General features: G+C 56.9%; 23 protein-coding genes. 3 read left to right on the forward strand and 20 right to left on the reverse strand.

Annotated features, from left to right (window positions below):
* Positions 1 to 2: 2 nt before the first annotated feature.
* The 3 genes from LSG25_RS00310 to LSG25_RS00320 are packed head-to-tail and all read right to left on the reverse strand — an operon-like array spanning position 3 to position 2,769.
* Positions 3 to 809, reverse strand: a complete 807-nt coding sequence (locus LSG25_RS00310) for an ABC transporter permease (protein ID WP_232742749.1) — start codon at positions 807 to 809, stop codon at positions 3 to 5.
* A complete protein-coding gene (locus tag LSG25_RS00315) occupies positions 806 to 1,693 on the reverse strand; it encodes an ABC transporter permease (protein ID WP_232742750.1) in 888 nt (295 codons plus the stop codon). Before LSG25_RS00315 ends, LSG25_RS00310 begins: the two co-directional genes overlap by 4 nt.
* A 32-nt stretch (positions 1,694 to 1,725) precedes the next feature.
* Positions 1,726 to 2,769 (reverse strand): extracellular solute-binding protein, encoded by a 1,044-nt coding sequence (locus LSG25_RS00320; RefSeq protein ID WP_232742751.1) that lies wholly within the window; start codon positions 2,767 to 2,769, stop codon positions 1,726 to 1,728.
* A gap of 434 nt (positions 2,770 to 3,203) precedes the next feature.
* Between LSG25_RS00320 and LSG25_RS00325 the strand changes: the two genes are divergently transcribed.
* A complete protein-coding gene (locus LSG25_RS00325; protein WP_232742752.1) occupies positions 3,204 to 4,328 on the forward strand; it encodes a beta-propeller fold lactonase family protein in 1,125 nt (374 codons plus the stop codon).
* A gap of 30 nt (positions 4,329 to 4,358) precedes the next feature.
* Here the strand turns inward: LSG25_RS00325 and LSG25_RS00330 are convergent, their stop codons facing one another.
* The 7 genes from LSG25_RS00330 to LSG25_RS00360 all read right to left on the reverse strand — a co-directional run bounded on the left by LSG25_RS00330 (position 4,359) and on the right by LSG25_RS00360 (position 10,880).
* The gene (locus LSG25_RS00330) at positions 4,359 to 5,045 is read right to left on the reverse strand and encodes a TetR/AcrR family transcriptional regulator (RefSeq protein ID WP_232742753.1); all 687 of its coding nucleotides are present in this window, start codon (positions 5,043 to 5,045) and stop codon (positions 4,359 to 4,361) included.
* Between the two features lie 69 nt (positions 5,046 to 5,114).
* Positions 5,115 to 5,840, reverse strand: coding sequence for a 2-phosphosulfolactate phosphatase (locus LSG25_RS00335; RefSeq protein ID WP_232742754.1), 726 nt, complete (start codon positions 5,838 to 5,840; stop codon positions 5,115 to 5,117).
* 13 nt (positions 5,841 to 5,853) lie between these two features.
* Positions 5,854 to 7,494, reverse strand: a complete 1,641-nt coding sequence (locus tag LSG25_RS00340) for an AMP-binding protein (protein WP_232742755.1) — start codon at positions 7,492 to 7,494, stop codon at positions 5,854 to 5,856.
* A gap of 6 nt (positions 7,495 to 7,500) precedes the next feature.
* Entirely contained in the window at positions 7,501 to 7,875 is a 375-nt protein-coding gene (locus LSG25_RS00345) for a DUF6285 domain-containing protein (RefSeq protein WP_232742756.1), read from the reverse strand.
* Positions 7,868 to 8,899: a phosphotransferase family protein gene (locus LSG25_RS00350; protein WP_232742757.1), complete on the reverse strand. Its 1,032-nt coding sequence runs from the start codon at positions 8,897 to 8,899 to the stop codon at positions 7,868 to 7,870. Before LSG25_RS00350 ends, LSG25_RS00345 begins: the two co-directional genes overlap by 8 nt.
* A 3-nt stretch (positions 8,900 to 8,902) precedes the next feature.
* A complete protein-coding gene (locus tag LSG25_RS00355) occupies positions 8,903 to 10,099 on the reverse strand; it encodes an acyl-CoA dehydrogenase family protein (protein WP_232742758.1) in 1,197 nt (398 codons plus the stop codon).
* Positions 10,100 to 10,112: 13 nt separating this feature from the next.
* A complete protein-coding gene (locus tag LSG25_RS00360) occupies positions 10,113 to 10,880 on the reverse strand; it encodes an SDR family NAD(P)-dependent oxidoreductase (protein ID WP_232742759.1) in 768 nt (255 codons plus the stop codon).
* A 304-nt stretch (positions 10,881 to 11,184) separates the two neighbouring features.
* On the opposite strand from LSG25_RS00360, the gene LSG25_RS00365 reads away from it, so the two are divergent.
* On the forward strand, positions 11,185 to 12,177 hold the full coding sequence (locus LSG25_RS00365; RefSeq protein ID WP_232742760.1) for a RimK family alpha-L-glutamate ligase: 993 nt from the start codon (positions 11,185 to 11,187) through the stop codon (positions 12,175 to 12,177).
* Here the strand turns inward: LSG25_RS00365 and LSG25_RS00370 are convergent.
* Positions 12,153 to 13,490, reverse strand: coding sequence for an MFS transporter (locus tag LSG25_RS00370; protein WP_232744505.1), 1,338 nt, complete (start codon positions 13,488 to 13,490; stop codon positions 12,153 to 12,155). The two genes, LSG25_RS00365 and LSG25_RS00370, sit on opposite strands and share 25 nt — an antisense overlap.
* A 225-nt stretch (positions 13,491 to 13,715) precedes the next feature.
* Here LSG25_RS00370 and LSG25_RS00375 point away from each other — a divergent pair, with 225 nt between their 5' ends.
* Positions 13,716 to 14,426 (forward strand): helix-turn-helix transcriptional regulator, encoded by a 711-nt coding sequence (locus tag LSG25_RS00375; protein ID WP_232742761.1) that lies wholly within the window; start codon positions 13,716 to 13,718, stop codon positions 14,424 to 14,426.
* A gap of 23 nt (positions 14,427 to 14,449) precedes the next feature.
* Here the strand turns inward: LSG25_RS00375 and LSG25_RS00380 are convergent, their stop codons facing one another.
* The 9 genes from LSG25_RS00380 to LSG25_RS00420 all read right to left on the reverse strand — a co-directional run bounded on the left by LSG25_RS00380 (position 14,450) and on the right by LSG25_RS00420 (position 21,679).
* The gene (locus LSG25_RS00380; protein WP_232742762.1) at positions 14,450 to 15,145 is read right to left on the reverse strand and encodes a cytochrome b/b6 domain-containing protein; all 696 of its coding nucleotides are present in this window, start codon (positions 15,143 to 15,145) and stop codon (positions 14,450 to 14,452) included.
* Positions 15,146 to 15,178: 33 nt separating this feature from the next.
* Entirely contained in the window at positions 15,179 to 15,517 is a 339-nt protein-coding gene (locus LSG25_RS00385; RefSeq protein WP_232742763.1) for a hypothetical protein, read from the reverse strand.
* 7 nt (positions 15,518 to 15,524) lie between these two features.
* On the reverse strand, positions 15,525 to 15,821 hold the full coding sequence (locus tag LSG25_RS00390) for a hypothetical protein (RefSeq protein WP_232742764.1): 297 nt from the start codon (positions 15,819 to 15,821) through the stop codon (positions 15,525 to 15,527).
* 135 nt (positions 15,822 to 15,956) lie between these two features.
* Positions 15,957 to 16,451 carry a hypothetical protein gene (locus LSG25_RS00395; protein ID WP_232742765.1) on the reverse strand — a complete coding sequence of 165 codons (495 nt, stop codon included), beginning with the start codon at positions 16,449 to 16,451 and terminating at the stop codon, positions 15,957 to 15,959.
* A gap of 447 nt (positions 16,452 to 16,898) precedes the next feature.
* On the reverse strand, positions 16,899 to 18,089 hold the full coding sequence (locus LSG25_RS00400) for a CaiB/BaiF CoA-transferase family protein (protein ID WP_232742766.1): 1,191 nt from the start codon (positions 18,087 to 18,089) through the stop codon (positions 16,899 to 16,901).
* A gap of 3 nt (positions 18,090 to 18,092) precedes the next feature.
* Positions 18,093 to 19,028 carry a hydroxymethylglutaryl-CoA lyase gene (locus tag LSG25_RS00405; protein WP_232742767.1) on the reverse strand — a complete coding sequence of 312 codons (936 nt, stop codon included), beginning with the start codon at positions 19,026 to 19,028 and terminating at the stop codon, positions 18,093 to 18,095.
* A gap of 109 nt (positions 19,029 to 19,137) precedes the next feature.
* Entirely contained in the window at positions 19,138 to 20,040 is a 903-nt protein-coding gene (locus LSG25_RS00410; protein ID WP_232742768.1) for a LysR family transcriptional regulator, read from the reverse strand.
* 117 nt (positions 20,041 to 20,157) lie between these two features.
* Entirely contained in the window at positions 20,158 to 21,141 is a 984-nt protein-coding gene (locus LSG25_RS00415; protein ID WP_232742769.1) for a tripartite tricarboxylate transporter substrate binding protein, read from the reverse strand.
* A gap of 256 nt (positions 21,142 to 21,397) precedes the next feature.
* Complete coding sequence (locus LSG25_RS00420) at positions 21,398 to 21,679, reverse strand: hypothetical protein (RefSeq protein WP_232742770.1); 282 nt, start codon at positions 21,677 to 21,679, stop codon at positions 21,398 to 21,400.
* Positions 21,680 to 21,859: the final 180 nt, after the last annotated feature.

A 21,859-nucleotide genomic window follows, 5' to 3' on the forward strand; every position in this document is an offset into this window, starting at 1 on the left:
TTTCATGCCTGGCTTTCTCTGGACGCGAACATCATATTGCCAACCCCGAAAATACGTTCCAGAAGCAGCAGCGCAACAATCACTATGAAAATCTGGACTGTTGAAATGGCCGCTACGGCGGGATCGTAGTTGTAAATGAGATAACTCAAGAGCATGACCGGCAGTGTCGTTGTATCTGTATTCGTCAATAGCAACGCGACAGCCACCTCGTCGAAGGACATCAGAAATGCGAAGATGGCTCCCGCCAAAATTCCGGGCCGGATCAAAGGCAGGGTTACGTACCAGAAGGTTCGCAATGGCCCCGCGCCGTGTACCGCCGCGGCATATTCGATTTCTTGATTGGCATTGACATAAACGCCAAAAACGGTGCGCATGACATAAGGCACGATGATTACAGTATGTCCCGCCACCAGCGCCGCGAAGGAACTATCCATGCCGATTTTTGGCACAAAAAACAATAGCCCGGTGGCTAGAATAATGGTGGGCAGGCTCAGTGGCGAGAGCAGGAACATCTGGATTTCGCGCAGGCCGCGCATGGGATGGCGCACCATTACTATGGCGGCGGGTACGGCAAGGATTACCGCAAGGAACGTCGAGGCGCAGCCAAGCCGGAAACTGTTCCACAGGGGCAATAGAAACTGCGGATCGGACAATACCTTGTTGAACCAGCGCAAAGACAAGGCAGGCGGAGGGAATGTGACGAAATCGCCGGGGGTGAGCGCCACGGCCACTACAATCAGGACGGGAACCAGCAGAAAGAACACCATGGCGGCGATATAGGCTTTGAGCAGGATGCTGAAATGGCTCATGGCCGGGCCTCGTGCGCCGTGTGCCGCAAACGCGCTTGCAGCCATAAAAGGGCAAGTACAACCGCCAGAAGAATAATTCCGAGCGCGGCCGCCGTCGGCCAATCCGATGCCACCGTCAGACGCTGGTAAATGAGCAGCGGCAGTACCATTGTGGAATTTTTACCAAGCAGCATTACGGTAACGAAGCTGCCTATGGTCAGTGTGAATGTCAGGATGGAGCCCGTGATGATGCCCTCCGTGCAGAGCGGCAGCATGACGTGGTAGAACACCCGCGCGCGATGCGCGCCCAGCACCTGGGCCGCTTCTTCGATACTTGCGTCCAGCGTTTCGATGGTGCTTGCAATCGCCAGCACCATGAAGGGCAAAAGGACGTGGACGAGTGCGATCGTGATGCCCGTCCAACTGTACATGAGGTCGACGCTTGGCAGCCCCAGGCCGCGCAAGACGGCATTGATCACGCCGTTGCTGCCCAGTATCACCATCCATCCGAAAGAACGGACGACCACGCTGACAAGCAGGGGGGCCACCAACACGAAGACCAATGCGGCCTTCCAGCCCCCCCTAGCCCGTGCGATGGCATAGGCCAGGGGATACCCGGTAATCAGGCATATGGCAACGACGACGACACCCAGCATGAGTGTTTGTCCGAGTACTCGCAGATAGTATGGGTCGCTGGCGACTTTTATATAGTAGGCGGCGGTCAGCGTCCCGCTATCGGGCGTCTTCAGGCTCTGCTGAAAATTGATCAGCAGCGGGCCGACAAAAAAAACCAGCAGGAACAGCACGGCGGGCGCCAGCAAAACAAGTGGCTTCCACTTGAAGGCGGGCCACATGCTTGCTTGCCCGGAAAAGACGGTGTTCGATACTTTCCGACTTTGGGCCATTGCCGTTCATCCAAAATAATGAGGGTTGTGGCTTATTGAATCTCTTTGTTCCAGCGTTCGACCCAGCCGGGAATCTTGTCAATGATTTCGGAATAGGGCGGAATAATGACACGGTCGGCCGACGTCACCTTGTTCTTGATGTCGGGTGGGTAGACCACGGTCTTGTTTGTAATTCCGTATAGGATGGTTTCGGCATGGCCAAGCTGCCCTTTGGGCGAGAGGGCGCAGTTGAGGTAATCCCAGGCGATATCCGGCGAGTTTTTCACCTTTGAAATCAATACGGATCCTGCAATGGTGTTGGGCTGGGGTATATAGAAACCGGCCCATGGATTGCCTTTGTCGATGAAGCTGTGTGCGCGCCCATCCCAATATAGGACAATGTCGGCGGTCTTGGTTCCAAAGAGATTCAGGGCTTCGACGGGCGTATTCCAGAATTTGACGATATAAGGCTGCATGGCCTTGATTTTCTGGAATGCGGTGTCGATACTGCCCCCATATTGTTGAGCGACAAACCAGATGAATTCAGGTCCCCAGGTGTACGTGCCCGATGGCCAGGCTATTTTTTTGCCATACTTGCCTGCAATGATTCCTTCGATGAGATCCTTCCAGGAGGCGGGGGGATTCTTGATCGCTTCCTTGTTGTACATGACACCCATGGCGCCAAAATTCAGGACGACCGAATAATCATTCCAGGGTTTGTGAAAGGAGTCGGGGATGTCTTTCAGATAAGGCACTTTGGCCTGCGTGATTTTATCGAGCAGCCCTTCGCGGCCGGCGCGAAAACTGTCTGCCTCGGCCAGCGTGATCACATCGATCGGCGGCTTGGATGGATTGGCGCGGATTTTATTCAACCATGCCGCCGATTCGCCCGTCAGCACGTCGACCTTGACGCCGGTCTTCTTTTCAAAACACGAAACAAAATTCTTTTTGACGGAATCGGCCCAGATCCCGCCATAAGCCGTGGCGACTATCTTGTCGGGTTTGTTCTTCGCATTGACAGTTGGTACGGTTAGCGTCAGGCCGGCCAATAGGACGGCTCCCAATATGCCTGAAGAAGCTCTTGAAATTGCTCGCATGTGTTTTCCTTTGGTGATGGGCGTTATCACTCGACGCAGCGCTTTCGGAGCCGCGTAAATGATAAGGTCTGGTGTTTTTGTTGTATCGCATACCGATACTTGAATATCGATATGCTATATCCATACTACCTTTTTGAGATAGCTTGTCAAGGATTTTGTGGACGGCCGCCGGTCTGCGCCGACGCTGAAACACATTGCTTGTCTGAACGATTTTGCAGTTCATCGAATTGCTGGATGCAAGGCGTGTTGACGAACTGCAAATCCTTTATTCCCGCGTTCGGGTTTTCCCCGAAATGATGCGGAATGTCTCAACCGCTGGGAAATGCAGTTGCGTTACATGTCCGGGCCTATCGCTACATGGATGGAAAGCTTCTATCGTTTGGCCGATATATCTGCAACGATGCATCGCGGTATGCGACGCCGAAGGAGCTCTCATGACGTTGTCCATCCCTGCCGCGGCGGGCGCTTTTGCCGCTGGCCTGCTGTCGCTGACGGCCCACGCGGCAACCTTTGTTTATGTTTCCAACGCGGGCGATGGGAATATTTCAGTCTACAAACTGAATGCCGGCAATGGCGCTTTGCAAGCACTGGGTACGGCTCCAGCCGGAATGGCCGTAATGCCCATGGCCATCAGCCCCGATCGTCGCTATCTTTATGCTTCGATCCGGTCCAAGCCCTATTCGGTCATTTCCTATCTGATCGATTCGAAAACCGGAGCCTTGACTCAGCTTGGCAAGTCGGCATTGCCCGATAGCATGGCGTATGTGTCGACCGACAGAAACGGCCGTTACCTGTTCAGCGCCTCGTACGGGGGTGATGTGATTGCGGTGAATCCGATTGGGCCGCAAGGAGTGGTCCAGGGAGAAAGCCTGCAGATTATTAAAACAGGGCCTCATGCCCATTCGATTCTGCCGGACTTGAGCAACCGGTTTGTCTACGTAGCCAATCTTGGGGCAGACAAGGTGCTGCAGTTTTCCTTCGATGAAAAAACCGGGAGGCTTGAGCCCATAGGCCCGGGATATGTGCGAACGCAGCAAGGATCCGGCCCGCGGCATCCGGCGCTATCGCCCAATGGCCGTTTCCTTTATGAAATAAGCGAGTTGATGGGCATAGTCACGACGTATCGTATCGATCCGTCGAGCGGAGCATTGACGCAGGTGAGTTCGATATCGGGGCTGGACCCGAAGTTGAAATTGCCCAATGGATTGACGGGCCCGACGCCGGCCGGCGATACCACCCCTCGTATTTGGGCCGCCGACATGCATATCACGCCCGACGGCCGCTTTGTGTATGTGTCCGAGCGCACCAGCAGTACGATTTCCGCTTTTTCCGCCGACCCGCTGACCGGCAAGCTCGATTACCTGTCCACTACCAAGGTAGAGAAGCAGCCGCGTGGTTTCAATATCGATCCGCGCGGCAACTATATGGTGGTTTCCGGGGAAAAATCGAACAAGGTCGGGGTGTATGCCATCGACCGGAAAACCGGCGGCCTGAACCTGCTAGGACAATACCCGGGCGGCAAGGGCGCCAACTGGGTTGAGATCGTGGAGTACAACTGATCCGGTATGTGGCTTGCCCGGATGCCGCGATCATCTCAGCAAGTAGCTTTCCAGAATGCCCATGACAAATTCGGCGTATTGGGTCACATTGACGGCCTGGTTGCGATATTTGCGCCGCTTCAGGTACCAGTCCTGCATCATGGCCTTGATGACAGAAGAAAGCAGGCGTGCATCGATGGGTTTGAAAGCCTGCGCGGCAACGCCTTGCTCAATGATGTCGAAAATAATATTTTCGATTTCAAGTTCGATCGCGATGGCTTCTTTTTTTTCTTTGGCGGGCAGGCTTTTGGCTTCCATGAATGAAAAGCTGAACCACGCCAGCATAAGTTCGCTGAGGTATAAATGGGTTTTGATTGCCGCAAATAATTTGTCCCGGGCGGCATCGATGCCTTGTGTGTAGGCCAGCATGGTGCGCCGGGTCAGGATGAACCCGTGACTCTGGATCAGATGGATCAGATCGTCCTTGTTCTTGATGTAGGCATACAGGCCGCCAATGCTGAAGCCCGAGTCGGCGCACAGGTCTCGCAGCGACATGGCGTGAAAGCCTTTTGAACTGGCCAGCCGCAAGGTCGATTCAATAATGCGGGCCAGGTTCTTGACCGCTACATATTCCTTTTTAATGCGAATGCGATCCTTGTTTTTACGGTACAGCTCGCGATAGATTTCATCTTTGGAAAGACTCAGTTCGATCTTGAACGATTCAAAATCAGAAATCATGTTTGTCCACTTCTTGTTCGGCGGCAAAAGACAGCCTGTTTGCCCGCGGCTCTGACTGGCGCTCCCGCTTCATGCGCGAACCACTATGCCATTTGTCAGAACGGGGATAATGGAACAGGTATCCAGGGCGGCGGAATGCTCAATATCGGCCTGCATGCCGCGATCGAGCATGCGCAGCCCGACTTTTGACGACAGCAGTATATCGAGCGGATCGTTTTGCCGAGCCAGACGCATGGCTGCAATGGCCGAATCGCTCAGTGCTATTCGACTCTTTCCTCCCAGTTCGAAAAGCAGGCTGACGAAGTAGCCGGCGGCAAAGAAATCTTCCAGCGAAAAGGTGCCGCGCGAGCCTGCGCATACGAGCAGTATGGTTTCTGTCTGGAAGTGCCGCAGCAAGTGGTCTACCACCGCGCGGGCATTGAGCAGGGCGCCGATGTATACATGCCGGCATGCCTGCGCCTTGCACAATGCGACGGTGCCATTGGTTGTGGAGTAAATAAGATCCTTGCCGGCAAGCAGTGAAGCGCGCATTGCCAGAGGGTTGTAGGCATGAAATCCGGAAAGCGTGTCGGCGTGATATTCGCCGGCAAGGACGAAGCCCTCCGGTTCGCGCACACCGGCCAGCTGCCTGGCCTGGGCCTCGTCCAATGCGGGTACGACCGATCGGGCGCCCTGTTGCAACGCTGTGACAATGGTGCTGGTGGCAAAGATGATATCCAGCACAATGGCCACCTTGCCCGGCGCCCGCTGCGGATCGAGATCGTCTTTGCGGGCAATCACATTTATTTTTTGCACACTATGGTCCTGTTTATGCCGACAGGTCCTGGCCTGTTTGGCTGACTTGGTCCCTGAGCAGGTTCTTGCGGATTTTCCCGGTCGATGTCTTAGGCAGTTCGCCAAAGACAACCCTTTTGGGTACCTTGAATGAGGCCATGCCGGCGCGGCAGAATTCGATGATGTCCTGTTCGTTTACGGCGCCGGCATTTTCTTTCAGGCAGACAAAGGCGCAGGGGACTTCGCCCCAGTGCGGATCGGCCTGCGCAACCACAGCCGCCTCGTACACCATAGGGTGCCGATACAGCACTTCTTCGATTTCCTGGCTGGAAATGTTTTCACCGCCGGAAATAATAATGTCCTTGCTCCGGTCCTTGACTTCAACATAGCCGTCTGGGTGCATCACCGCCAGATCGCCGGTATGGAACCAACCGTTTTTAAAGGCCTCCTGTGTGCTCTTTGCGTTTTTCAGATAGCCTTTCATCAGGGTATTGCCCTTGAGCACGATTTCGCCCAATGTTTTTCCATCGGCAGGCACGGCAATACCCTCGGCAAGGTGCAGGACCTGCACTTCGTCGATCGCGAAATTGGCGACGCCCTGGCGCGCCATTTTCTGAGCAAGCTTGTCGGGCGCCAGGCCTTCCCAGTCGTCCTGCCATACGCACAGGGTTGACGGCCCATAGGTTTCGGTGAGCCCGTACAGATGGGTAATGCTGAATCCGATTTTCTGTGCGCGCTGAATCACCGGGCTGGGCGGCGCGGCGCCGCCCAGCCCGAACTGGACCGGGTTGGCGAACACCGTGCCTCGTTTGTCGAAGTCGCTGAGCAGCAGGTTCAATACCACCGGCGCGCCGCACAGATGCGTGACCCGATGCTGCTCAATATGCGCCAGCACTGTTTCAGCCTGGATTTTTCGCAGACAGACATGCGTGCCGCCGACAGCCGCGATCGCCCAGGGATATCCCCAGCCGTTGCAATGAAACATGGGCAGGGTCCATAAATACACCGTATCGGGATTCATATTGAAAGCCATGGCATTGCTCATGGCTGCCAGATAGGCGCCCCGATGGTGGTACACAACGCCTTTTGGATTGCCTGTAGTGCCCGACGTATAGTTAAGCGATATGGCATTCCATTCGTTATCGACTTTTTGCCAGGAGTATTCGGGGTCGCCTGCCGCAATCATGTCTTCATAGGTCAGCGCGGCAAACCCTGGAGCCGATTTGGCAATGCGTTCGATGCTGGCGAGCAAAGGGGGATTTTCCAGGCCCTTTACAACTTCGGCAACCAGGGCTTCGAATTCAGTATCGTAAAACAGCAGGCGCGCTTCGCCATGCCCGAGAATAAAACGCAGCGTTGCCGCATCGAGCCGGGTATTCAGGGCATTGAGCACCGCTCCGGCCATGGGCACGGAATAGTGGCTTTCCAGGAGCTCGTGGCTGTTGAAGCACAGCACAGCCACGGTATCGCCGGCCTTGATGCCGATTTCCTGCAAAGTGCATGCCATGCGACGGCAGCGCTGGTGGAGTTGAAGATAGCTGAGGCGGGTGTCATCGTCTATGACCGCCGTCTTTTCAGGGAATATCTGGGCCGCGCGTTTCAGGAAGCTGATGGGGGTGAGCGCCGAATAGTTCGCCGGACATTGATCGAGGCCGTGCTCATATTTGTTTTCCATGTCTGTCTACCCTTGGTTGCCTGAAAGATATTTCGGGTTGCTGATGGCCAGCTTTGCTGTGGTGAGATCCGTAAGCAGCTCGTGCAGCGGTTCCTGTGCGGCCGGCCCGATGCGGCGTTCTTTGATCAGCGCGGCCAGGGTTTCTTCGGTGGCGGCCCTATGCGGATCCGCAGCAATGCTTTGTAGGAAAACGCGTATCCGCGTGGTGCTCTCCTGCTCCGCCGCGTCCCGCTGTGTCAGTTCGCGTGCGGCAATGGCCATTGCATTGGCTATCATGCGTGTTTCATAGACTTTTTCGGGCGGCAGCAGTGGCAGCAGTTCATCCAGCAGGGTGCGCCGCGCTACATGCAGCAGTTCGGGGCCGTGCGGCAGGTTAATCATGGCTTTTCCCAATTTCATGGATCTGGGCGAGCAGATCGGATTCGATCTCGGGCAGCATGCGTCCGGTCAGCGCAAGTTCAAGCGAGGACTGCTCCCCTGATAAATGGCGTTGCGCCTGCTGCAGGGCGATAATCGCCCAGCGGGTCATCGCCATGATTTCCCAATACAGGACTTTGCCGGTATCGACAGGCTTTCCCGAAAGGCTCGAGTAGCCCTCGAACAGTTCATTTTTGTGGCCCACGCCCCCTACTTGCCGATCATTGACTCCGAATCGCCAGCTTTTCGAGCAGAGCCATCCCAGGTCTTCGTAAGGGTCGCTCCAGGCGGCAAATTCCCAGTCGAGGATTGCGGTCAGCTGTCCATTTTCCGTCATATAGTTGCCGGTACGAAAGTCGCCGTGGCACAAGACGAGCTCGCTGCCGCCCGGTACGTGATCCTGCAGGTAATTAAGCGACCACTCCAGGACGGGATGCGGCTCGGGTATGGAGCCCAGCGCCTGACGATAGGTCTGGATGCGGTGAAGGGCGGGGCTCGCCTGGGGTATGGGCAGAAAATCAAGGCTGGGATGAGGTGGCCTGACTTGATGCAGGCGGGCCAGTTCGACACCCAGTTGCACCGTGAGGGTGTGTGCCTGCGCTTCGTTGAGTGCTCCCCGTAGCAATTGGCGCGGCGAGGCCGAGCCACGAGCCCGGCTCATGATGCAGAATGCCTCGCCGACCAGGGATTCATCTTCGCATAGCCACAAGGGCTGCGGAACGGTTACTCCAGCCCGGTATGCGGCGGCCAGCACATGAAACTCTTGCGGACGACTCAGGCTGGCCGCTATGCGCGACGGGGCGTCGCTGCGCACTACCAGTTCTTTGCGCCCGGGGCTCCGGCCGCCGGCGAGATCTACCGTCAGGGCATAATTGTTTTGTATTGCGCCGCCCGACAAGCGGAAAAACTCGAGCACGCCCACCTTGTCGGCGTGAGTCTGGAGCCTGACAAACTGCGCAAGGGCCTTGGCGGTGTCTTCGAGCTCCATGCCTTATCCCCAGTGCCAGAAATCGCCACCCTCGGCCAGCAGGTTCTTGGACAACACCATTTTGTGGACTTCCGATGCACCATCCACCAGCCGAGCCTGGCGGGCGTACCGGTATATCCATTCGAGAGGCGTATCTTTGGAATAACCCCGGGCGCCGCACAATTGAATGGCGGTATCCACCGATTTGTGCAAGGTTTCCGACACAATGACTTTAGCCATGGAGACTTCCTTGCGGGCAAAATCGCCCTGATCCAGCTTCCAGGCCGCGTGCATGGTCAGCAGACGGCCGATCTGGACATTCATGGCTGCTTCGCCCAGCAACCATTGCACGCCTTCGCGGTCGGCCAGCCTGACGCCGAACGATTCCCGCTGCGATACATATTCGCCGGCGATTTCGAGAGCCCGCTTGGAAAGGCCGAGCCAGCGCATGCAGTGCGTCAGGCGCGCGGTACCCAGGCGTATCTGCGTCAATTTCAGGCCGTCGCCGATTTCCATCAAACGGTTTTCATCGGGAATGCGCAGGCCATCGAAGCGCAATTCGCAATGGCCGCCGTGTTCCTCGGGCCCCATGATGGGAATGCGGCGCACCACTTCCCAGCCAGGATCGTCTTTGTGAAACATGAAGGCCGTCAAGCCTTTGCGGCTATCGTCGGAGGTGCGGGCGATAAGAATGAAATGCGCCGCGACTCCGGCCCCTGTGATGAAATGCTTGGTTCCGTTGACCACCCAGTGGTCGCCCTTGCGTTCGGCGCGAGTCTGCATCATGGACGGGTCGGACCCGCAGCCGGGAGCGGGCTCCGTCATGGCGAACGATGAACGCACCTGGCCATCGATGATCGGTTGCAGCCAGCGGTCTTTTTGCGCCTGGGTGGCGATCTTGTTCAGTATGATCATATTGCCGTCGTCGGGCGCCGCGGAATTGAACACCACCGGCCCGAAAATCGAACGATTCATTTCTTCGTAGCAGGCTGCCATGTCTGTCACTTGCAGGCCTTGGCCGCCGCGGTCGCGCGGCATCTGCAGGCACCACAAGCCGTGCTGTTTTGCCTTGCTTCTTAAAGTCTGCAGCAAGGCTTCATCAATGTTCTCGTGTTCATCGTATGACCCGGGGGTCTTTTCCAGCGGGATAAGTTCGCTGTCGACAAATTCCCTGATGCGCTTGCGATAGGCTTCGCCTACATCTGAAAGTGTGAAGTCCATAGTGTTGTATTCCTTATAGAGTGGACTGCAGATGGCCGCCATCCACGACAATCGAGCTGCCCGTCATGTAGGCCGAGGCGTCGGAAGCCAGCAACAGCAATGCGCCATCCAGGTCGGAGGCATTCCCCAGCCGGCGCTGGGGAATGCGCTTGATCAGGGTCTGCCCGGGCTCTGAAGCAAAAAAGTCGCGGTTAAGGTTTGTTTCGATATAGCCGGGCGCCAAGGCATTGACACGGATACCGTAGCGAGCCCACTCCAGCGCCAGGGCCTTGGTCATTTGCTCGAGGCCGGCTTTCGAAACCGTGTAGGGAAGCACATGGCCGGCCACCCGGTGCCCGAGGATGGAAGAGATATGAATGATGGAACCAGGCTGCCCCGCGTCAATCAACCGCCGGGCGGCTTCCTTGCTGACCATCCAGCAGCCTTTTAGGTTGACATCGAGCACCTGGCCCCATTCCTCGGTGGAAAGAGAAAGCGCATTTTTGTTGGCGGTGACCCCGGCCGTACACACGGCAATATTGATCAGGCCGCAAAGCGCCTGTGCCTGTTCGAAGCCGGACCGGATACTGGATTCATCGGTGACGTCGATAGACACTGCATGGGCCTCTATCCCGAATTCTTTCAGCCCGCGTGCCAATTGATTCAGCGGCTCTTGCCGCCGCCCCGCCAGTATCACCTTGGCTCCCGCGCGGCCGAGGGTTTGGGCGAAATGCGCTCCCAAGCCACCTGCCGCTCCTGTGACCAATGCGACTTTTCCAGCCAGGCTGAACTTGTCAGGCATTGATGTCTCCTTTTTGCTGCTTTGATTTGTTTGCTGTCTGAAAAAAATTATAGAACGATCGTTCGATTTTTTCAATAGACGAGGCGTATTCGCAGTTGACCCCTGGCATGCGGTACCCATGCTCAAAGTCGCCGGGCGGCGCCTTTTGCCGTGATGCCGAGGATCGCATCTTTGAAATTGCATGGACGTGCGGTGGATTCTATATATCATTATTTAATAACGATATGCTCATTCATTCGTTCTCAATAGGGTTCCCTACCGTTAAGCTGACATTAACTAATTACTCTGCATAGGGGTTCGCCCTATGCCTTTGCCAGAAGCAGCCATGCAAAAAATCCATGTGATCCACGAAAATGACGCCTGGGTCGAACCTTTACGCAGCGCATTTGCGGAACTCGACCTGCCTTACGAAGAATGGTTTCTCAGCGAGGGCCTGCTGGATCTGTCCAGCGCTCCGCCGCAAGGCGTGTTCTACAACCGCATGAGTGCGTCTTCGCATACTCGCGATCATCGTTATGCGCCGGAATATACGGCGGGCGTATTGGCGTGGCTTGAATCGCATGGCCGTCGTGTGGTCAACAATAGCCGCGCGTTGCAGCTTGAGGTCAGCAAAATCGCCCAATATGCGGCGCTGTCGAATTTCGGCATCCGCACGCCATATACCATCGCCGCGGTGGGGCGCGACAACATTGTTGCGGCAGCCAAAAAAATGAATGGCGCCTTCATTACCAAACATAATCGGGCTGGAAAAGGCCTGGGTGTGCATTTGTTTCATACGGTTGAGGCACTGGAAAGCCATGTCGACAGCGCGGAGTTCGAAGATTCCGTCGATGGCATTACCCTGATTCAAGAATACATCCGTGCCCCTGAACCCTATATCACCCGTGTCGAATTTGTCGGCGGGCAATTCATGTATGCGGTGCGTGTCGATACCTCGCTTGGATTCGAGCTTTGTCCCGCCGATGTTTGCCAGGTAGGCGATGCATTCTGTCCGGTCGGAGAAACGGCGCCCGTGGCCGCCGCGCCGCGCTTCCAGATCATCAAGCAATTCAATGACCCGATCATCGATCGCTACAGCCGTTTCATTGCCAATAATGGCATAGGCATTGCAGGCATAGAGTTCATCACCGATGTGCGCGGTGAGATCTACACCTACGACGTCAACACCAATACCAATTACAACAGCGATGCCGAAGCTCAAGCCGGCCTGTTCGGCATGCGTACGATTGCCCGGTATCTAGGAGAAGAGTTGAGCAAGCTGAATGGAACTCGTCAGGTGCTGTCGGCTGTGGCCTGATTCTTGCCTGATTCAATAGTCGGCCGCGTTGTGTGCCAGGCGGCGGCAGCGCAGGCGATTTGAATCGAGCCGCCCAATAGCATGGCGAAGCGCAGCCCGGCGACCGGGGTTCCTGCGCTCGCAAACAGGGCGCCCAGGACCGCCACTCCCAGCGTGGCTCCCGCAATTCTGGCGACATTGATCAGTGCCGAAGCCGTGCCTGATCGCGCCGCAGAAACGGCGCCCATCGCCATTCCCATCAGCGGCCCGGTGGCCAATCCCATGCCGGCGCCCGCCAGTAGCAGGCCCGACTCGGCGTAGGCCAGAGATGTCCATTCGGCGGTGACGCCCAGGAGCAGCAGGCCACATCCAATCATCGCGACACCGCCGCAAGCAAGTAGGCGCATGCCTGTTTTTTCGGCAAGTTTGCCTGTAAGAGGCGACATAAGCAGGAAGACCAGGGCCATGGGCATCAGCGCGAGCCCCGCCTGCGTTGCGCTAAAAGTGCCCTGGGTTTGCCAGATCAATGGCAGCAGAAACAGGACGCCGTACATGCCGAAAGTCATGCCCGCGGTGGCGACGATCGCGCCGCGAAACGCGGGTGCGCGAAACATGTCCAAGGGAACCATCGCTGTAGGGCCTTTCGCTGTTTCGATCCGGATGAATAGCAGGAGCGACAGGATTGCAATAATTAGCGCTCCCAGTGCCGCAGTGCGGTCGTGGTGGGTTTCGATGGCTGCGATGGCGAGACCGCCCAGAGCCAAGGCTCCCAGCACTTGGGCTCCCGGATCGAAATGGCGCTTTTCGGGACTGGAAGATTCGGCAATGGCCGGTATGGCCAGCCCCAGGGCGAGCAAGCCGACAGGAACCACCAGGAAGAAAATGCTGCGCCATCCGAACCATTTGATCGACAAGCCGCCGAGAGTCGGCGCAATGGCAAATGCCAGGCCATTGCAGGCGGCCCAAATTCCCAAGGCCCGGCCACGCTGCTTGCTATCGGGCCAGACCACTCGCAGGATTGCCAGGGAGGCGGGAGTCATCAGCGCTGCTCCTGCTCCGGCGAGAGTGCGTCCGGCGACCAGCAAGGCAACATTTGAGGAAAAGCCGCACAGAAGCGAGGCCACCGTGAAAATTGCAATGCCGGCCATGAAGACCCGCTTTCGGCCATACAGATCGGCGAGCAATCCTCCCGTCAGAAGCAAAATGGCGTAAACCAGGTTGTAGCTGTCGACGACCCACTGCATGGCCGCAACGCTTGCCCTGAAATACGTGGCAATCGGCCCGACCGCGAGATTGACGACAGCCGTGTCGATCTGGGCGATCAGCACGGCCATGCATAGTGCTGCGAGAGCCAGCTCCCCGCGATTGCTCAAATGAGCCTTTGGAACGGGCGAGTAAATCGATTTCGAATATGTTTTCCTGTGTTTCATGGCAGCCGTTTATGTCCAGAGGATTGAGTCCTACAGTAACTGGATGCCGCGCTTGAATGCTTCGTTGCGCATCGAAGCATGTACGCCTGTTCGGGCGTAAGATTTAAAGCTCTTCCCGGAGGATCGAAAATGAATTCCCTGCCTAGTATTTCCTCGGTAGCCTTCCTGATTGCCGACCCGACCCGGGCGGCCATGCTGCTGGCCCTGCTGGACGGGCGCGCCCGGCCGGCGGGCGAGTTGGCGTATGCCGCGGGAATTACCGCCCAAACTGCCAGTGCGCATTTGTCCAAGATGCTGGAAGGCGGCCTGCTTTTGTGCGAGAAAGAAGGGCGGCACCGTTACTATCGGCTGGCGGGCCCGCATGTGGCCCAGGCACTTGAAAGTCTGGCGGTGATCAGGCCTTCGATCCGGCGCAAACCCCTGAGCCGGCTTGCCAAAGATCTGCATATGGCCCGTTGTTGTTATGACCACCTGGCCGGCCAGTTAGGGGTGGCTGTGACGCAGGCATTGGTTCTGCGCGGCTTTCTTGTTCCCGCGGAGGAAAAGCGTTATGACGTGACCTCCGCTGGTGCGAGGTGGTTTGAGGCAATGGGAATTGATATGCCGGCGCTCAAGCCCACTCGGCGGGGGATTGCCCGGCAATGCCTGGACTGGACGGAGCGTTCCCATCATCTGGCGGGACCGCTGGGTGTTCAATTCATGGCGACCTTGTGCGCGTCAGGGTGGCTGCGGCGTTCGAAATCGTCTCGCCTGATTCGGGTGACGCCGCAAGGATGGGCCGGTTTCAAGGAACAGCTTGGCATAGACTCGCAGTCTGTGGCTTGTTCATCTCCTACCTGATCTGGCTGGTGCCGCACGCCGGCTCAGTATGAAAAATCGGCCGCCGGCGCCAGGGTTTGTATCCACCACACAAGCGCGGCGATGGCCAGCCCCAGCAGAGTTGCACCCAGCCGCACAAGCCACGAGTCGCGCGCGCCCGGAAGGCATGCCTGATGTTCGGCATTGACGGGCGCGTTGCCGTGAATCATAGGGCCCATCAAGTTCTTGCCTTGCCGCCGGTACCAGGCGATGGCGCCGACATGCAGGCTGACCAGGGCTATCATGAGCCATTGATTCATGTCATGCAGCTCGGTCAGGGTGTTGGACCAGGCGTCGCTTAAATACGCGAGCGGCCCGGTGGTCATGACGTCGTCATTGGCAAACAGGCCGCTGAAGGCCTGGAAGCCGAATACAGCGAGCAGGGTCACCACCGAGAGCGCGCCCAGGGGGTTGTGGCCGGCTATGTGCGGTGTTTTGCCCTGCAAGTAGCTCAGGATATAGCGGGGGCCGTGGATGAATTGGGTGAATCGGGCATAACGGGGGCCGCAAAAACCCCAGATAACTCGAAACAGGATCAGGCCGAGGATGCACAGGCCGAAGCGCACATGCCAGTCCATCCATAGGCCACCGAGCTTGACCGTGATAAAAGAGCCGATAACGCACAACACCAGGGCCCAGTGGAACAGGCGGGTAGGAAGATCCCAGACGCGAATCATTGCGGTATGTTTGCTCGTGGACATTCGAATTGATCCCGTCGGCGATGCCGGCTGATGTCAGTGCAAGTGAGTCTTGTTGGAGCGTTTCAGCAAATCCATCAGACAGGCCTTCAGGCCGGAGGAAAAGATCGGCACAAATTGCAGGCGGCCGGTTTCATCAATAATGGATTTTATTTCTATGGACTGCTGAGTAAAAGCCTGAGTTCCCCGGGCGTTTTTCTGGTAGGCCTGCAATAGCTTGTTGGCGGCGGCCTGTGCCTGAAATTGCCGGATTTCGGGGGTGTCGGTTTTTGTCGCGTAATGGGTTACCAAACGCTCCATATCGTCGAGAAACAGGCTCAGTGCAAAATCGCCACGGCATTCGGGGCGTTCATAGCCCCATTGGGGTGTTGTCATGTCGGGCCTAATTAATGGTGTGCGATGCCTGCTGTGTTTGCATGTCGAGAATAAGCTGTTCGAGGTGGGGTGAGGTGTGCAAAGCGAGCACCGGTGTCGAACTGGCATCGGAATCGTCGCGTTCCAGGTGCAGGGTAATGCTTTGTCCTTCGAAGGCGGCAGGATTGGCCTGAATTTGCACATACTGGTTCAACAGGCGATCGACGGCTTTTTGGGCTTCGAAAAGTTGAGTCGACAGTGTTGAGGCCGAATGCAGTTCGAATTGCTGTTCGATGGTTTTGGCCAAATCCCAGCTAAAAAACATCAGGGCCTTTTGGCCGAAGCAGTCAGGGTGCAAGAAGCCCCAAGTTTGGTTGGCTGCAGAAGTCAAAATCGTTCTTTAAATAAAAAAGTAAGGGTCTGGAAACTACGACAAGGCCGGATCTGGAGGCGGCCCGGCTTACTGTCTGCCTTGCCTGATGGTTTTGCCATCGTAAACGTAGATATCGATTTTATCCGGCTTTTGGCTGTTGGGTGTGGCAAGCGTGAATTTATGGCCTTTTACCGATACTTTGATCTGGCTCGAGCAGGAACCGAATTCCGCCGACATTTTATATCCGCCCTTGCGCACTGTTATCCATCGGTACACGATGGGGCATATGCTGTTGCCGCTATTAATGGAAACCAGCGCTGCCAGGGCCTTGGGCATGGCGAATGCATAGGGAATATTGAGCAAGCCTTCGATTTTCGGCTGCAGTTCGACGTTATCGAGCATAAGCCGCGATTCATAGATGTAGTCGCTGGCTTTGATGCTGAGCGTGCCATAGGGCGTAGGCAGGGTAAGCCGGGAAGGGGCAATCGGCCAATCGGCCGGTGTTGCCCAGCTGGATCCGCATGCCAGGGAAAGCACGGCGATGTTCAGGAGCCGAGAGAAGGTCACAAGGTAATGACGCATGGCATGCTGTTTATGCTGAAATATTACGTCGATAAACGAGCACTTTGTTACAAATGCCTGGAAAAAAAATACAAAAGGTGTAACTGCTATTACATTTCATTTTTTGCTTTTTAGCAAGGTGAGCCGGCTCGGCCGGTTGGCGGAGACCCCTCTGTCTGCCGCGGAGGAACCTGGCCATTTGGCTGAGCCTGCGCGGAAAGCCTCAAAGCGTGCTCGCCATCAAATAGACCAACACGACAAACAGCAGGGAAAAGTACACTGCAATGCCGATGACAACGCTTTTGAGGGCATTTTTTAGCTGTTGCGGCAATGGCAGGGACCGACCCTGGCGATGACTGATCCAGTACCAGGAGCCGGCCATGGCCAAAAGGCTAACTAAGAATATTCCAGCTTTCATGCCTTATTTTAGCCACCCACCGGTTTTTCCGGAGGAACGAGCGCTGCCGTTCAACCGGGGTGAGTCATTTTTTGTATGTCCTGGGCTTCATATCCCAGGCTTTCCATGATTTCGCGTGTGTGCTCGCCTATGCGTGCAATGGGCGTGCGCGGCTGCAGGCGCTCGCCGTCGAGCGAAATGGGTAGCAGGGGCATGTCGGTGACGGAGCCATCTTCGAGCTCCTGTTTGCCAAGCCCGCCGCTGGCAATCAGGTGAGGGTCGTCGAAGAGCTGTTCGGGCCGGGTTATGGCAGCGAAAGGTATGTTTTTTTGCTCGAATTCCTGCGCCAGTCGAACGCCGTCGAACTGTTTCAGCGTGGCGCGCAGTTCGGGGATGAGCCAGTCGCGCGCAAGGACGCGATCGTTATTGCTGGCGAGCCGGGCATCGGCATGCAGATCGGGGCGGCCGACGATTTCACATAAGGTCTTCCATTGGGCATCGCCCGTGGCGGCGATAAACATCTGTTCGCCGCCGGCCAGCTCGAAGGTGTCGTATATACCCCATGCGCTGATGCGTTCGGGCATGGGGGCGGCGGCCTGACCTGTCACTATGTATTGCTGCATATGCTGGGCCGAAAGCAGCACGCAGTTTTCAAACAGTGCGCTCTGGACTTCTTTGCCCATGCGGGTATTGTTGCGCTGGAACAAGGCCGCCAGGACTCCCAGCGCACCGAACATGCCGCCCATGATGTCGTTGACTGAACTGCCCGCCCGCAGGGGGCGTCCGACCGGCCCCGTCATATAGGCCAGGCCGGCCATCATCTGTACGACTTCATCCAGCGCCAGGCGTTTTTCGTACGGACCGCTCAGGAAACCTTTGTGCGATGCGTAAATCAAGCCAGGGTTATCGAGCTTGAGCGTGGCGTAATCCAGGCCGAGTGCGGCCATGCGCCCCGGTTTGAAGTTCTCCACAAAGACATCCGCGGTATGGATGAGTTTGCGCAGCGCCTCGAGTTGCTGCGGTTTGTTCACATCCAGGGCAACGCTTTTCTTGTTGCGGTTGAAAGTGCGGAAGAAGCCTGCCCCCGCCCCGAGCAAGGTGCGGGTGCGGTCGCCTTGCGGCGGCTCGACTTTGATGACTTCGGCGCCCAAGTCGCCCAGAATCATGCCGCAAGTCGGGCCCATGACCATATGCGTCATTTCGACGACGCGGATCCCCGCCAGCGGGAGAGCGGGAGTTGATGTGGGTTGCGGATGAGTCATGGCTTATTGGACTGGCGACAGGAGATAGGTTTCGGGAATGCCGGCGCGCGCGATAAATCCGTACAGCGGCTCGTTGGGCAGGCCTTCCTGGAGAATATGCCGGCTGGCTATCAGTTTCGCCAGATCTACTCCGGTGGCGTAGCCCATGCTTTCCAGCATGAACACCAGGTCTTCCGTGACCACGTTGCCGGTAGCGCCCGGCGCATGAGGGCAGCCCCCCAGGCCGGCCAGCGAGGCGTCGAATTCCCGGATGCCGTGTTCCAGCGCAACCAGGGTATTGGGCAGGCCCATGCCGCGGGTATCGTGAAAATGCATGGATGTGAATTTCGGCCCGGCAATTTCTTTTACGTCTTCTATGACTTGTCCGACCTGCAGGGGGGTGGCATGGCCGGTCGTGTCTGCCAGGGCTATGACATCGGCACCGGCATCCAGGCATTTCCTGACTATGTCGCACACTGCGCGCACGGTTACAACGCCTTGCAGAGTACAGCCGAACACCGTCGACAAGCCGGCGATCAGTTTTACCGAGCTGTTTTCTCGATCGAGGCATGTGCGTATTCTGGAGAATTCAGCCACCATGTCGTCGGGCGTGCGGCGCACATTGGCCAGGCTGTGGGCCATGCTGACCGAGATCGGCGCAACGATGCGGTCCGCTCCGGCCGCGACGGCATTCACGGCCCCTTTTTCATTGGGCACCAGCGCGGTGACGGCCAGGTCGGCATAGCGCTTGGCATAGGCGACGACCATGGCGGCGTCGGCCATCTGCGGCAGCAGTTTGGGTGGCACGAACGAAGCGATTTCCATGTGTCGTATGCCCGATTGATAGGCGGCATCGATCCACCGGATCTTGTTTTCGGTCGACATGGTTTGGGCCACGCTTTGCAGGCCGTCGCGCAATCCGACCTCCTGGACAATGACCCGAGGGTTTGCTTGAATCATGATGGACTCTATCAATAAGTGGTGCGTGGATTCGAGTCTATAGAAATACGCGGCGCGGCATAATGGCTTGTCCGCGATGGCATCCATCGCGGATGGCGATGGCGCGCGCTCAGGACTCCGGCGGCAGGCGCTCCAGCAGATGATCGAGCAGGCGCTGCGCCGGAATGGACAGGCTGTCGGTCCGGCGCCTGCAGATGATGAAACGCCGAGTGGCCCAGGCGTCCTCCAGCGGGAGCACGCGCAATCCATAGATATGGCTGTAGCGCACCACGGCTTCCAGGGGCAGCACCGCTACGGCCAGGCCGGCCTGGACGAAACGGCAGGCGGCGTCGAAGGTGGTGATGTGAGTCCGATAGCGCAGTTCAACGCCTTTTTCGGCGGCAATGCGGGACATCAGGACATTGATGGCGGCATTGGGCGAAAAGCCGATCTGATCGTAGTGTATGGATTCTTCGAATAACAAAGAGCTTCTGCCGGCCAATGGATGCGTATCGTGGACGACCAGGGCGAAGTGATCTGTCCGGTAGGGAATCGTGAGCAGCTCCCCGGTGGAAATAAAATCGCGGCAAATGCCGATGTCGGCGCTGCCATCCATTACGCCGCGCGCCACTTCCGGGCTGATCCGTTCTTCGAGATCGACCCGGATATGCTCGTATTTCTTGAAGAAGGACGTGAGTTCCTCCGGCACGAACTCGGTAATCGAGGAGACGTTGGCAAGCAGCCTCACATGGCCTTTTACGCCACAGGCGTACTCGCTGAGTTCGCTGTGCAGCTTGTTCATGTTGCCGATCAGGTTTCGGGCATGCCGCAACAGGACCAGACCCGCCGCCGTGGGAACGACGCCTTTCTGGCTTCGGGACAACAAGGAGGTGCCTATGGATTTTTCTATATCGGCGATACGCTTGCTGATCGCCGCCGAAGACATGATTTCACGCTCGGCGGCCTGGGCAATGCTGCCTTCTTCGCAAACGGCAATAAACAAGTAAAGCGAGGTCGGATCGACTTTCCACACGTTTGGATCTCCGTACTGCGGCGCCGGGTTTGGATGAATAGCAGTATAGGCGAGAGACGGAGATGTGGTCGACGGTGCGTAAGCGTTTTCCGGCCGACAGCCGCGCAATTTGTTTTGTTAATCGACTGCCTCGACATGCGCGGCCTTGAGCAGATCCGCACTGACTTTTATATCGTTCTGGATGGTGGCCAGCGCGTCGGCCGAACTGCTGCCGGTCGGGACAAAGCCTTGCACGGCAAACTGCTTTTTCACGTCCGGACGATTCAGGATTTCGTGAACCTTGCTTTGCAGCAGCTGGGTAATGGCCGCTGGAAGCTTGGCAGGTCCAAACAGTGCGATCCACGGATCGTAGTCATAGCCGTCCAACCCCGATTCATTCAGGGTAGGTACTTCGGGGAGCGTCGAGGAACGTTTCAGGGTTGTGACGGCCAGGGCGTGCAGCGTGCCCGCCTTGACTTGCGACAATATCGAAGGCGTTCCCAGAAAGGCGAAATCGATTTGACCGGACATCAGGTCGGTAATAAGCGGGTTGCCGCCCTTATAGGGAATATGCACGACGTCGATATTGGCTTTGGACGTGAAAAGCAGTGCGGCCAGGTGCAGGGCCGTACCCGTACCGGCCGAGCCGTAGTTGATTTTACCGGGGTGCGCCTTGGCGGCGGCGATGAGCTGGCCTACCGTCTTGTATGGCGAATTCTTGGGTACCACCAGTACAAGCGGTGTGGTGCCGATGATCGTGATGGGAGTGATGTCTTTGATTGAGTCGTAGGGCAGGTGTTTGTGCAGGCTGGGATTGACGGCGTGGTTGGACGAAATCATGCCTATGGTGTAGCCGTTGGGGGCGGCGATGACCACCTCGCGGGTACCGGTAATATTGGAGGCTCCGGCCTTGTTTTCCACAACAAAGGACTGCTTCAGCTCAGTGCTCAGGGCGGGCGTAAAGGTGCGCGCAACGAGATCCAGTGTGGAGCCGGGCGAGCTCGGCACGATGAGGTGAACTGGATGATCGGGATACGAGTTTGCCGCGTGGCTGGCGGTTCCAAGGGCGATACAGCCGAGTCCAAGGACTGCCTTTAAAAAATGGCGTGTGATGTGACGCATGGAACTGTCTCCGTGATAATTATTGGTGTATGGTTCAGGAGCTAGTCTAGCGGGATCATCGTGGGTTCATAAGTACATCTTGGTTATGGACTCCATCGCGATTTGCGATGGCACTGCGGTGCCTCGAGGCTTTGGCGTTTGCTGTTCACGTATCCTTCACCGGGTTTGGAACAGGAGAAAATACTGAAAGCAAAGGCCAGTCATTGAACCTCATGACTGGCCTGGCCGGAGGGTCTTTTTCAAGACTTGGCGCTGCTTAATAAATAGGGGTGCGGTTAAGGGACAGGAGTATTTCGTTCAGGGCTTGTGCCGTATTGCTGTCCTGGTTTACGGTTTTCAGCGAGGTGTCAAGCGAAGCTTCCAGCGCCGAACTGGTGGGTGCGCGCTGCGATTCCGGCAGGTCGTTAAGGTGTTCGGTAAATTTTGCCGCAAATTCTTCAACCAGGCCGGTCAGATCGGCGAAAGCGACTTGGCCGCTCTCATATTGAGCGGCAAGTCTGAGCGCGTAGGCCGAGTATTTTTCTACGATTTCGTTCATGATGTGATCCTCCTGGATCGATGTCGAGCGGGTCTGTTGACGGCTCGTGGTTCTAGGCAGGTTCAGGGCTTGTGATGGCAGTCCTGTGCGGTATTGACCCTTGATCGATAACGGGCTTGGAACGGTGCCGGGGAGCGGTCGGCTGTGTGCAGCGTGCGGCGAAGTGGTCGGGAACAGGTT

It is taken from the genome of Paralcaligenes sp. KSB-10, from assembly GCF_021266465.1.
In the GTDB taxonomy this organism is placed as follows: Bacteria; Pseudomonadota; Gammaproteobacteria; order Burkholderiales; family Burkholderiaceae_B.

Excerpts from the sequence above, each read along its gene's own strand:
- LSG25_RS00350 (WP_232742757.1), bottom strand. The coding sequence starts at position 8,899 with ATGGAGCTCGAAGACACCGCCAAGGCCCTTGCGCAGTTTGTCAGGCTC.
- LSG25_RS00315 (WP_232742750.1), bottom strand. The coding sequence starts at position 1,693 with ATGGCCCAAAGTCGGAAAGTATCGAACACCGTCTTTTCCGGGCAAGCA.
- LSG25_RS00355 (WP_232742758.1), bottom strand. The coding sequence starts at position 10,099 with ATGGACTTCACACTTTCAGATGTAGGCGAAGCCTATCGCAAGCGCATC.
- LSG25_RS00310 (WP_232742749.1), bottom strand. The coding sequence starts at position 809 with ATGAGCCATTTCAGCATCCTGCTCAAAGCCTATATCGCCGCCATGGTG.
- LSG25_RS00415 (WP_232742769.1), bottom strand. The coding sequence starts at position 21,141 with ATGCGTCACATCACACGCCATTTTTTAAAGGCAGTCCTTGGACTCGGC.
- LSG25_RS00365 (WP_232742760.1), top strand. The coding sequence starts at position 11,185 with ATGCCTTTGCCAGAAGCAGCCATGCAAAAAATCCATGTGATCCACGAA.
- LSG25_RS00395 (WP_232742765.1), bottom strand. The coding sequence starts at position 16,451 with ATGCGTCATTACCTTGTGACCTTCTCTCGGCTCCTGAACATCGCCGTG.
- LSG25_RS00360 (WP_232742759.1), bottom strand. The coding sequence starts at position 10,880 with ATGCCTGACAAGTTCAGCCTGGCTGGAAAAGTCGCATTGGTCACAGGA.
- LSG25_RS00405 (WP_232742767.1), bottom strand. The coding sequence starts at position 19,028 with ATGATTCAAGCAAACCCTCGGGTCATTGTCCAGGAGGTCGGATTGCGC.
- LSG25_RS00380 (WP_232742762.1), bottom strand. The coding sequence starts at position 15,145 with ATGTCCACGAGCAAACATACCGCAATGATTCGCGTCTGGGATCTTCCT.
- LSG25_RS00420 (WP_232742770.1), bottom strand. The coding sequence starts at position 21,679 with ATGAACGAAATCGTAGAAAAATACTCGGCCTACGCGCTCAGACTTGCC.
- LSG25_RS00390 (WP_232742764.1), bottom strand. The coding sequence starts at position 15,821 with ATGTTTTTTAGCTGGGATTTGGCCAAAACCATCGAACAGCAATTCGAA.
- LSG25_RS00400 (WP_232742766.1), bottom strand. The coding sequence starts at position 18,089 with ATGACTCATCCGCAACCCACATCAACTCCCGCTCTCCCGCTGGCGGGG.
- LSG25_RS00340 (WP_232742755.1), bottom strand. The coding sequence starts at position 7,494 with ATGGAAAACAAATATGAGCACGGCCTCGATCAATGTCCGGCGAACTAT.
- LSG25_RS00385 (WP_232742763.1), bottom strand. The coding sequence starts at position 15,517 with ATGACAACACCCCAATGGGGCTATGAACGCCCCGAATGCCGTGGCGAT.
- LSG25_RS00345 (WP_232742756.1), bottom strand. The coding sequence starts at position 7,875 with ATGATTAACCTGCCGCACGGCCCCGAACTGCTGCATGTAGCGCGGCGC.
- LSG25_RS00370 (WP_232744505.1), bottom strand. The coding sequence starts at position 13,490 with ATGGCCGTGCTGATCGCCCAGATCGACACGGCTGTCGTCAATCTCGCG.
- LSG25_RS00330 (WP_232742753.1), bottom strand. The coding sequence starts at position 5,045 with ATGATTTCTGATTTTGAATCGTTCAAGATCGAACTGAGTCTTTCCAAA.
- LSG25_RS00320 (WP_232742751.1), bottom strand. The coding sequence starts at position 2,769 with ATGCGAGCAATTTCAAGAGCTTCTTCAGGCATATTGGGAGCCGTCCTA.
- LSG25_RS00325 (WP_232742752.1), top strand. The coding sequence starts at position 3,204 with ATGACGTTGTCCATCCCTGCCGCGGCGGGCGCTTTTGCCGCTGGCCTG.
- LSG25_RS00375 (WP_232742761.1), top strand. The coding sequence starts at position 13,716 with ATGAATTCCCTGCCTAGTATTTCCTCGGTAGCCTTCCTGATTGCCGAC.